The organism is Reyranella sp., assembly GCF_036558665.1.
Taxonomy (GTDB): domain Bacteria; phylum Pseudomonadota; class Alphaproteobacteria; order Reyranellales; family Reyranellaceae; genus Reyranella.
Map to the genome: position 1 here is coordinate 179,002 of NZ_DATBFE010000073.1, position 10,199 is coordinate 189,200.

Sequence of the window (10,199 nt, forward strand, 5' to 3'; positions counted from 1 at the left end):
GGCTCGCCGAAAGAGGTCACAGCCCGAAGATCGACAGCAGCTCGCCGAAGGTGCGGTGGTGACCGGTGTCGACCTCGACAGTGGTGCTCATGCCCACACGCAGCGGCGACTCGTCGTTCTTGCAGGTGACGGCGATGCGGACGGGGATACGCTGCACCACCTTGACCCAGTTGCCGCTGGCATTCTGCGGCGGCAGCACGGCGAACTCCGCGCCCGTCGCCTGGGCGATCGACTTCACCCGGCCGGTGCAGGTGTTGTCGGGATAGGTGTCGATGTTGATCGCCACCGGCTGGCCCTGGCGAACGCGCGTCAGCTCGGTTTCCTTGAAGTTGGCCTCGATCCACAGATCCTTGTCGGAGACCACGACGATCGACGGCTGGCCCGCGGTCGCGTAGCTGCCCGGCAGCGGCGTCTTGGAGACGACACCGTCGAGCGGGGCGTTGATGATGGTGCGCCGAAGATTGAGCAGTACTTCCTGGCGCTGGGCCAGAAGCTCCTTCACCTTCGGATGATGATCGACCTCGATCTTGGGATCGCCGGCAAGGGCTGCCTCGATGCGAGTCAGATCCTGCTCGGCGGCCGAGATGCGCTGGCGCGCCACGTCGAGCGACATGCGCGCTTCCTCGAACTTGGCGGCCGAGGCGAACTTGCGTTCGGCGAGATCCTTTTGCCTGTCGTAGTCCGCCTGGGCGTAGACCTGCTGGCTGAGCGCGGCCTTGATCTCCTCGCGCTTGGTGCGCCATTGCGCACGCAGACCACGGATCTCGGCGCGCGCCGTGTCGATGGTGGCGTCGATCTTGGCCAATGCCAGCCGGTAGGGCGTGTCGTCGAGCCTGAACAGGAGCTGGCCGCGCGAGACGTGCTCGTTCTCCGAAACCGGCACCTCGGTGATCACGCCGCTCAGCTCGGTGGCGACAAGGACGCGGTCGCCCTTCACATAGGCATTGTCGGTACCGACATAGCGGCCCGTGGTCAGCCAGACGGCAAGCGCGCCTGCGGCGACGACGAAGGGCAGCGACCACATGATGATACGCGCCCAGCCGCGCCGATAGGAGCGCGGCATTCGCGGTGGCGGCGCGACGGCGATTTTAGGCGGCGATGCCGGTAGCGGTATTCCCTCTCCGTCCATTCGCTAGATATGGTCTGCCGGCCCGGCACGACCGTCAACCGAGGGCGCGGCATGGCTGCCAGCTTCCGCTATAGGTACTGCCGACCGTACCGGTCCTAGCCCTGCTTTGACCCGGCCGGCTTGGCGCCGTCGCGGAACAGCTTGTAGGTGATGGCGTCGTAGAGGGCGTTGTAGGAGGCGTCGACGATATTGGGCGATACGCCGATCGTCGACCAGCGCCGCCCCTTGGCGTCGGCGCTTTCGATCATCACCCGGGTGGTCGCGGCCGTGCCGCCGGCGGAATCGAGGATGCGCACCTTGAAGTCAACCAGACGCATGTCGCCGAGCTCGGGATAGACCGGGGTGAGCGCCTTTCGCAGCGCAGCATCGAGAGCGTTCACCGGGCCGTTACCCTCTCCCACCTCCATGGCGACATGGCCCGCCACGTCGAGCTTCACCGTGGCCTCGGAAAGAGCGATGAGCTGGCCACGGGCGTTGACCCGCCGCTCGGCCAGAACGCGGAAGCTCTGCAACGCAAAGTAGTCGGGCACGGTGTGCAACTCGTGCCGCGCCAGAAGCTCGAACGAAGCGTCGGCGCCGTCATAGGCATAGCCCTCGGCCTCGCGCTCCTTCACGATCTCCAGGAGCCGCGCCACGCCCGGGTCCTTCGGATCGACGTCCAGCCCGATCTGGCGGAAGCGCGCCATGATGTTGGAACGGCCAGCCTGATCGCTCACCACGATGATGCGCTGATTGCCGACGGTCTCGGGATCGACGTGCTCGTAGGTCCTGGGATCCTTCTCGACCGCCGAGACATGCAACCCGCCCTTGTGGGCGAAGGCGCGTGTGCCGACGTAGGCGGCGCTGCGGTTGGCCGGCGCATTCAGCCGATCGTCGAGCAGGCGAGACAAATGTGTGAGCCGCTGCAGCGCGCCCTCTTTCAAGCCTGTCTCGTAGCCCATCTTGATCACCAGGTTGGCGATCAGCGAGATCATGTTGGCATTGCCGCAGCGCTCGCCCAGGCCGTTGATCGTACCCTGCACCTGGCGCGCGCCGGCCCGCACCGCCGCCAGCGTGTTGGCGACGGCGTTCTCGGTATCGTTGTGCGTATGGATACCGATCTTCTCGCCGGGAAACTTCCGGCAGACCTCGCCCACGATGCGTTCGATCTCGTGCGGCAGCGTCCCGCCGTTGGTGTCGCACAGCACCAGCCAGCGCGCGCCGTTCCTGTCCGCCGCCGACAGGCAGGAGAGCGCGTACTCGGGATTGGCCTTGTAGCCGTCGAAGAAATGCTCGGCGTCGAACATCACCTCGTCCATGCGTGCTTTGGCGTGGGCAACCGAGTCGCCGATCATCCCGACATACTCGGCACGGTCGAGCTCGAGCGCGACATCGACATGGAAGTCCCAGGTCTTGCCGACCATGCAGACGGTGCGTGCCCTGGTGGCGAGAATGGCGTTCAGGCCCGGATCGTTGGCCGCCGAGCGGCCGGCACGCCGGGTCATGCCGAAAGCCACGAACCTCGCGTTCTCGAACGACGGCGGCTCGGCGAAGAAGCGGTCGTCGGTCGGGTTCGCGCCGGGCCAGCCGCCTTCGATATAGTCGATGCCCAACCGGTCGAGCTCGCGCGCGATCGCCACCTTGTCGGCGACCGTGAAGTCGACGCCCTGCGTCTGGGCGCCGTCGCGCAGGGTGGTGTCGAACAGATAGAGGCGGTTGGACGTGGTCATGGCGGCGGCATCATAGTGGGCCCGACAAAACGGAGACACGCCTTATGACGACAGCGACGACCATTGTCGAACTGCGCTCGACGCTGCTGCAGGTGCCATGGCGCGGCAAGCCGCCGGCGGCGGGCATCCTCTCCGACCCGTTCCGCGAGATCTATGTGCTCGAGATCGAGACCCAGGGCGGTCTCGTCGGCATGAGCTATCTGCAGCCGCTGCGCGGCGGGCTGCAGACGATCGACTCGGCGATGAGGGAGCTGGTGGCGCCGCACCTGATCGGGCGCGATGCCACCGAGATCGAGGCGATCTGGACGCAGCTCTACAGGAGCAATTTCTGGCTCGGCCGCATGGGCGTCACGGTATTCGCCCAGAGCGCGGTCGACATGGCGCTGTGGGACGTCGTCGGCAAGCGCGCCGGCCTGCCTCTGTTCCGCCTGTGGGGCGCCGCGCGTCCAACCGTACCGGCCTACGGCTCGGGCTGTTTCAGGGGCCTCGGCCGCGACGGCATGATCGCGCGCGCGAGGGAGTTCACGGCCATGGGGCTCACGGCCATCAAGATGCAGGTTGCGCACATCAGGCCGTGGCGCGAGGACGTCGAGAACGTGAAGGCGATGCGCGAGGCGACGGGTGATGGCATCGAGATCATGATCGACGTCAACATGGGCTGGGACGCCGACACCGCCATCCAGGCCGGCCGCCGGATCGACGATTTCGATCCCTACTGGCTCGAGGAGCCGGTGATCGCCGAGGATTTCGCGGGCTACCGTCGCATCGCCGCCGCCCTCAGGACGCGCATCGTGGGCGGCGAGAGCCATTTCACGCGCCAGGACCTGCGGCCGTTCTTCGAGACGCCGTGCGTGCCGATCCTGCAGCCCGATCCGATGCGCGGCGGCTACACGGAACTGCGCAAGATCGCCGCCGCAGCCGAGCCGTGGGGCATCCGGATCGCGCCGCACCTCTTCCACGAGCAGATGGTGCATCTCCTCGCCTCGATCCCCAATGCCAGCTACCTCGAATACATGGACTGGAACGACGATCTCTGGATCGACCCGATCCTGCCGGCGAAGAATGGCACCATGACGCCACCGGAGCGGCCCGGGCACGGGTTGGCGTTCCGCCCGGAAGTGTTGAAGGATCACCGCGTCGGCGGGCAGAGGATGAAGGGGTGAGGCATCTACTTGCGCTGACAATCGTCTGCGCCGTCAGCCTCGGAACCGCCGCCGCGCAGACGCTGAGCCTCGCCGACAGGCAATCCTCCAAGCGCTATACCGTGCAGGAATTGTTGGCCGATCCGGCGACGCGCGACGTCACGGTGGACGACGTCGTCTATCGCCGCACCATGACCTATCGCGCGATCCCGACGGCGGAACTCCTGAAGCGGGTGGCGGCCGGTGACGACGACTACGTGCAGGCCCGGGCCACCGACAATTTCTCCATCGCCATCCCGGCACAACTCCTCGAGCTGGCAACGGCGGACACCGAGGCCTTTGTCGCGATCGAGAGTCCCGCCGCGCCCTGGCCTGCCCTGCCGCGGGACAAGGAAAGGAAGAGCGCAGGCCCTTTCTACATCGTCTGGCGCACGAGCGGCGCGGCAAGGATCAGCAGCGAATACTGGGTCTACAAGCTCGCCGCGCTCACCGTGACCGACAGCCCGATCAAGCGCTGGCCCGCCCTCGGTGTCGAGGCGAGTGTGCCCGCCACCGATCCGATCCGCCGTGGCCTCGACCGCTTCGTGGCGGTCTGCATGGCCTGCCACCGCTTCAAGGGCGAGGGCGAAGGCACGCAAGGCCCCGACCTCGGCATGCCCATGAACCCCGTCGACTACTTCCAGCCGGAGGCGCTCAGGAAACTCTTGCGCGATCCCAGGTCCGTGCGTCACTGGCCCGAGCAGAAGATGCCGGCCTTCTCCGCGGACGCTCTCTCCGATGCCGACATCGACGCCATCGTGACCTGGCTTTCCTACAAGGCGAAGCACCGGTAGGGTTGGAGAGGCTCGAAAACAAACCGTTTCAATAAATCCGGAGCGCATTTCGAGTAGCGCTCATGTTCACAGCTCTCGACGCCAATGGCCAGGTGGCGCAGCTCTATCGCTTACTCTCTCTGAAATCGACTTACTTTCGCGTAAACTCGAACGTGCAGTGGCGTTCCTTCGTACGGTCTCCATGTCCTTGAGTGGAAGAGAATTGCCCCTCGATGGCATACGCGTAAGGAGCGCCAGCCGATACGCCGCCAGCAGTGTAACGCGAGTCGCCCGTGTAGCCTGCAACCGAAAATGCTGCTTTGCCATCGGGCTGCACGTTGCCCGTCAGAGCGAAGGAGTCCGGCTTCCCTTCGCTACCCCATTGGGCATGCGCCGCGCCTTTCACCACAGTCATTTCATAGCGAATCGTGTAACCTTTGGCCTGTCCAATCGGAGCGCAGGTATGGACGACGGCCCATTTCCCGTCGAACGATCCCGGAGTTCCCGGGACAGGAGCCGAGACACTCCCGGAAGCACCTGCAAGAAATTTCTTGAGATCACTCACCGTGTTCGGCCAATTATCGACGCCATACCGGTCCGAGATGATTCTGCCGTCTTTCTCGATGAGATAACGGGGTACGCCTCTTCCTCCTGTTTGCGCCAGGACCGGCAGCAAATCCTGAGGCCAATGCGTCGGCAGGTAAGATTCACTGATCGAGGGGGACTCGATCTGCACGTACCTGACCAGCTTGTATTCCGGCGACCTGAGCCACTCAGTTTTGTAAACGTTCTCCCATCGGAGGCAGGGCGGGCAATCCAATGCATGGATGTTGATGACGACAAAGCCTTGGTCACCAGCCGCTGATTGGGCAAAAATTGGAAGCGAGACAAACAAACCGATGAAAGTCGTCAGCCTAACGAGCATGAGAAGCTCCTAATCTTTGTCCATAGCAGGTTTCTGAAATGTAGATGCGGCTGCGCTGCCGTACCCGGTTCGCAGCGCCGAAGGAATGTCTCATGTCCAGAGTAGTTTACACTGCAATCACGCGCTCTCCGATGCCGACATCGACGCCATCGTGACCTGGCTTGCCGATAGGCGAGGCTGCGGCGGTAGCGCGACCTAACCCGTCTGCACTTCCAGCCAGCGGCGCGCCTCGGCGACAGTCTCGAAGATCTTGACCGGTCGCGTCGCCCCCATGACGAGATTGATGTAGCGCCTGACATAGTCGAGCACGTCGGGCCTGGTCACGACGAAGGCGAGCGGGCCACCCTCCAGGGTCGCCACATAGGCCCGCATGCGCCCGCCAAGCTGCATCATTTCCTCGTCGCTCGCGTTTGTGTGCATGGCGGTGCAGTCGACAAGCTTGCGGTAGGGCATGGCATCGTTGACGACGATCGCGTCGAGATATTCCTCCGCCTCCTTGAGCGTGATCGGACCCTCGGCCTTCACTGTCACAAGCCGGTCCGCATGCGAAATGGTCCACGTAATGGGCATGGCCCCTCCCCTTCCCGACTACCGGATCGGACGACTCGACGGCAACCTAGCCCCCGTCGTGTCGTCCTGTTCAGCGACACATCGTCCGGATTGCTTGCCAGTCGGCGGCGCTGAAGTCCGGCGCGCCCGTGGCCGGCCTGCGGGTTGCCGCCACGCGCTCGGCCGTCGGCGGATGGTCGGACCAGATGCCGGCGAGGGCCGCCGGATCGTGCGGCTCGATCTTCAAGAGCGCCTCGAAGAAGCGCGACATGCCGTCGGCACGCAGGCCAAGCTGTTCCAGAAGCGACACGCCGGTCGCATCGGCCTCGCGCTCGAACGCCCGACCGTTGCGCAGCGCCAGCAGCAGTGTCCCGCCCGAGCCCAGGGTGCCGATCTCGGAGTAGCCGCCGGTGATCGCTTTCAGGATCTGCTCGGTGCCGTATTGCCGCGCCAGCCCCTTGATCGGGTGATAGCGCACGGCGTGGCCGATCTCGTGCGCGATCACCCCGCCCAGCTCTTCACCATCGGTGGCCCGGTCGATCAGGGCCGAATAGAGGACGATGATTCCGCCGGGCAAGGTGAAGGCGTTGATCGGCCCGCCTTTGACGACGCGCACGCTGACTGGACGATCATACCCGCCCTGGGCCGCAAGCCGACCGGCGAACAGATTGACGGCCTCCAGTCCCGCCTTGCCGTGGCAGAGTGGGCGTTGGCCCACGAGCTGCGCGTAGACGCCTTCGCCCAGGCGCGCCTGCAGGGTGTGGGGCACCATCGGGGCCAGCGCATCGCTGCCGGCCTGCAGCCCGGCCCAGAACAGGCCGATCACCGCGGCAAGCCCCGCGCCGAATTGCAGGATGCGCCCGGCGGTCGACGGCCGAGGCGCACCGAGGCGTGCGATCTCCGGCACCGCCGCGGCGAGCGCCCGGCGCTGATCCACATCCTCGATGGCAAGCCGCGCCTCGTCGTTGCGCCGCATGAGCAGCGGCACCGCCTCGTGCTCGCTGTCGCCCAGCACGGCGAGATCGACGATGGGCCAGCGCGCGATCGCCGACGTGTCGGCCGCATCGCGAAGGATCACCTCGCCCGGGGTTGCTGCGACCGTGACCTCGCGCACGTTCGCCGTGCGGCCGTCGTAGTAGCGGCCGCGGATCGTCGCGTGCCCGTGCGTCATCAGATGCCGCTCACGTCGAACATGTCGAGCAGACCTTCGCCGAAGCGCGGGCCCTTGCCGGACGGCTGGCCGATCGCGCCTCCGTCGGGCATGCCGTAGAGCCAAAGCTCGCGCGCGATCAGCCGCAACGTGCGATGCATCGCCCATGGCCAGCCGAGGCCGAACGTGAGCAGCACGATCAGGTAGTTCAGCACCAGGTAGCCCCACATCTGGCGCGTGGTGATGCCGGTCGTGAAGAGCACGCCGCCGGCGCGCGTATGGCTCACGAGGTAGCGGTAGAGGTAGGCGCGCCACCAGCAGCGCAGCGGCAGGATCATCACGCCGAACAGCAGGTACCCGCCGACCGCCAGGGCCGCGACCAGCAGGATCGTGCGCAGCCGACCAAGGTCGCCGAGGCCCTTGATGTCCTCCAGCCTGAGGCCGGATCTCTCGGCGAAGCCGCCCACCACAAACGCGACGACCGTGATGGCAGCGATCCAGGCCAGGATATTCAGGAAATAGTAGCCGACATAACGGCCGTAGATGTCGCCGGCGCCGCCGGCGAAGTCGAAGCCTTGCGTGCCCAGACGGGCATGCACGATGCGCGGCCGGGCAAGGTTCACCGACACCACGGGCGTCAGCAGGCGCGCCGTCATGGCATTGGCGAAGTTGAGGAACGTTGCTCGCGCGCCATAGCTCCAGGCGGAGCCTTCCATGGCACAGCGTATGCCGCGCCAGCGCGTGCGCGAGAGCTTGTAGCGGAGCCCCGAATAGTGGCCGACATAAGCCAGGGGCACGCCGATCAACGCAATCGACAGGAAGATGAGATTGACGAGATCGAAGCCCGGCACGGAGCGGTCGTGCAGGACGAAATGCCAGATCGCCCAGACGGTGCCGGCCCACAGGCCGAGGATCGCGAGCACGACGAGGAAGCCCACCATCAGCTCGATGCCGCGGCCGCGATACTCGAAGCGGTCACCGAGGATTGCCATGTGGTTCCACAGATAGCGGCGGATACGGGTTCGGCCCCAGAAACGCGACCAGCCGAGCGTAACCACCATCAAAAGCAGGTGGCGCAAATAGATGCCGTAAAGCTCGCTGAGCTTGCCGTCATAGGCCGGCCGGGTGGGCGCGCCCGCGGACGCCGGCTGCGGCGCGGTGGGCTGTGGTTGGAAGGGCGGAGGCAGGTCGGCTGTGCCCCCGAAAGAGTCGTTCACGACAGGCTTTTACCTCTTGGCTGCATCGCGGAACGTTCTATGCTGCAATGCAACATCGGTTGCAGGATCGGAGCTTACACCATGACCGGCGCCATGCGCGACAAGCCCCTCCAGGGAGGACCCGTCAGGGACAAGCCCTGGCTGATCCGGACCTATGCCGGTCATTCGACGGCCGCCAGGTCGAACGAGCTTTATCGCACCAATCTCACACGCGGCCAGACCGGCCTCTCGGTCGCCTTCGATCTGCCGACCCAGACCGGCTACGATTCGGACCATCCACTCGCCAAGGGGGAGGTCGGCAAGGTCGGCGTGCCGATCAGCCATCTGGGCGACATGCGTACCTTGTTCGCCGACATCCCGCTCGACCGCATGAACACGTCGATGACCATCAATGCGCCCGCGGCGTGGCTGCTTTCGCTCTACATCGCCACGGCCGAGGCGCAGGGCGTTGCGCGCGCCAGGCTGCAGGGCACCACCCAGAACGACATCATCAAGGAATATCTCTCGCGCGGCACCTACATCTTCCCGCCCGAGCCGTCGCTGCGGCTCACCGCCGACACGATCGGCTTCACCTACCGCGAGGTTCCCAGGTGGAACCCGATGAACGTCTGCAGCTATCACCTGCAGGAAGCCGGCGCGACGCCGATGCAGGAGCTTGCCTTCGCGCTAGCCAATGCGATCGCCGTGCTCGATGCAGTGCGCACGCGAGGGCAAGTGCCGGCAGCCGACTTCCCGCAGGTGGTCGGCCGCATCTCCTTCTTCGTCAACGCCGGCATTCGCTTCGTCACCGAGATCTGCAAGATGCGAGCCTTCGCCGAGCTGTGGGACGAGATCACCCGCGCCCGCTACGGCGTCGGCGATCCGAAGCAGAGGCTGTTCCGCTACGGCGTGCAGGTGAACTCGCTCGGCCTCACCGAGCAGCAGCCGGAGAACAACGTCTATCGCATCCTGCTCGAGATGCTCGCGGTGGTGATGAGCAAGAACGCACGCGCCCGCTCGGTGCAATTGCCGGCGTGGAACGAGGCGCTCGGCCTGCCGCGGCCGTGGGACCAGCAATGGTCGCTCCGCCTGCAGCAGATCGTGGCCTTCGAGACCGACCTCTTGGAGTACGGCGACATCTTCGACGGCAGCACCGAGATCGCCCGCAAGGTCGAGGCGCTGAAGGCCGAGGCGAGCGCCGAGATGCAGCGCATCGCCGACATGGGCGGCGCGGTGGCGGCGATCGATGCGGCGTACATGAAACAGCGCCTGGTCGAGTCCAATCTCAAGCGCCTGGCCGCGATCGAGGCCGGCGAGCAGACGGTGGTCGGCGTCAACGCCTATACCGAGGGCGAGCCTTCGCCCCTGTCGGCCGGCGAAGGCGCCATCCTCACCGTCGATGCGTCGGTCGAGCGCGAGCAGGTCGAGCGATTGCAGAAGTGGCGGACGAACCGGGATGGCAAGGTCGTGGAGTCGGCGCTGGCGGACCTCGCGGCGGCCGCCAGGGAAGACCGCAACGTCATGCCGGCGTCGATCGCCTGCGCGCAGGCCGGGGTGACGACGGGCGAGTGGACCGACACCTTGCGC

Annotated in this window: 9 protein-coding genes; 3 read left to right on the plus strand and 6 right to left on the minus strand. The window is 65.8% G+C overall.

The window, feature by feature from the left end; translation table 11 throughout:
• Positions 1–16: 16 nt before the first annotated feature.
• Together VH499_RS12655 and cimA are read right to left on the minus strand one after the other, a co-directional pair.
• Entirely contained in the window at positions 17–1,063 is a 1,047-nt protein-coding gene (locus tag VH499_RS12655) for an HlyD family secretion protein (protein WP_332053096.1), read from the minus strand.
• A gap of 161 nt (positions 1,064–1,224) precedes the next feature.
• Entirely contained in the window at positions 1,225–2,838 is a 1,614-nt protein-coding gene (gene cimA / locus VH499_RS12660; protein WP_332053097.1) for a citramalate synthase, read from the minus strand.
• Between the two features lie 44 nt (positions 2,839–2,882).
• Between cimA and VH499_RS12665 the strand changes: the two genes are divergently transcribed.
• Together VH499_RS12665 and VH499_RS12670 are read left to right on the plus strand one after the other, a co-directional pair.
• A complete protein-coding gene (locus tag VH499_RS12665; RefSeq protein WP_332053098.1) occupies positions 2,883–4,001 on the plus strand; it encodes a mandelate racemase/muconate lactonizing enzyme family protein in 1,119 nt (372 codons plus the stop codon).
• Positions 3,998–4,813 carry a cytochrome c gene (locus VH499_RS12670; protein WP_332053099.1) on the plus strand — a complete coding sequence of 272 codons (816 nt, stop codon included), beginning with the start codon at positions 3,998–4,000 and terminating at the stop codon, positions 4,811–4,813. The genes VH499_RS12665 and VH499_RS12670 overlap by 4 nt, the downstream gene beginning before the upstream one ends.
• Before the next feature lie 130 nt (positions 4,814–4,943).
• On the opposite strand, the gene VH499_RS12675 is transcribed toward VH499_RS12670, so the two are convergent.
• The 4 genes from VH499_RS12675 to VH499_RS12690 form a co-directional block, all read right to left on the minus strand.
• Positions 4,944–5,717 (minus strand): hypothetical protein, encoded by a 774-nt coding sequence (locus VH499_RS12675; protein ID WP_332053100.1) that lies wholly within the window; start codon positions 5,715–5,717, stop codon positions 4,944–4,946.
• Positions 5,718–5,912: 195 nt separating this feature from the next.
• Entirely contained in the window at positions 5,913–6,287 is a 375-nt protein-coding gene (locus VH499_RS12680) for an STAS/SEC14 domain-containing protein (protein WP_332053101.1), read from the minus strand.
• A 70-nt stretch (positions 6,288–6,357) separates the two neighbouring features.
• On the minus strand, positions 6,358–7,437 hold the full coding sequence (locus tag VH499_RS12685; protein WP_332053102.1) for a M48 family metallopeptidase: 1,080 nt from the start codon (positions 7,435–7,437) through the stop codon (positions 6,358–6,360).
• Entirely contained in the window at positions 7,437–8,633 is a 1,197-nt protein-coding gene (locus VH499_RS12690; RefSeq protein WP_332053103.1) for a YjgN family protein, read from the minus strand. Before VH499_RS12690 ends, VH499_RS12685 begins: the two co-directional genes overlap by 1 nt.
• Positions 8,634–8,714: 81 nt before the next feature.
• On the opposite strand from VH499_RS12690, the gene VH499_RS12695 reads away from it, so the two are divergent.
• The coding region (locus VH499_RS12695) for a methylmalonyl-CoA mutase family protein (protein WP_332053104.1) at positions 8,715–10,199 on the plus strand (1,485 nt) is incomplete at its 3' end.

Bases quoted from the DNA above. Each gene is read 5' to 3' on its own strand.
- VH499_RS12655 (WP_332053096.1), bottom strand. From the start codon at position 1,063: ATGCCGCGCTCCTATCGGCGCGGCTGGGCGCGTATCATCATGTGGTCG.
- VH499_RS12680 (WP_332053101.1), bottom strand. From the start codon at position 6,287: ATGCCCATTACGTGGACCATTTCGCATGCGGACCGGCTTGTGACAGTG.
- VH499_RS12685 (WP_332053102.1), bottom strand. From the start codon at position 7,437: ATGACGCACGGGCACGCGACGATCCGCGGCCGCTACTACGACGGCCGC.
- VH499_RS12665 (WP_332053098.1), top strand. From the start codon at position 2,883: ATGACGACAGCGACGACCATTGTCGAACTGCGCTCGACGCTGCTGCAG.
- cimA (WP_332053097.1), bottom strand. From the start codon at position 2,838: ATGACCACGTCCAACCGCCTCTATCTGTTCGACACCACCCTGCGCGAC.
- VH499_RS12675 (WP_332053100.1), bottom strand. From the start codon at position 5,717: ATGCTCGTTAGGCTGACGACTTTCATCGGTTTGTTTGTCTCGCTTCCA.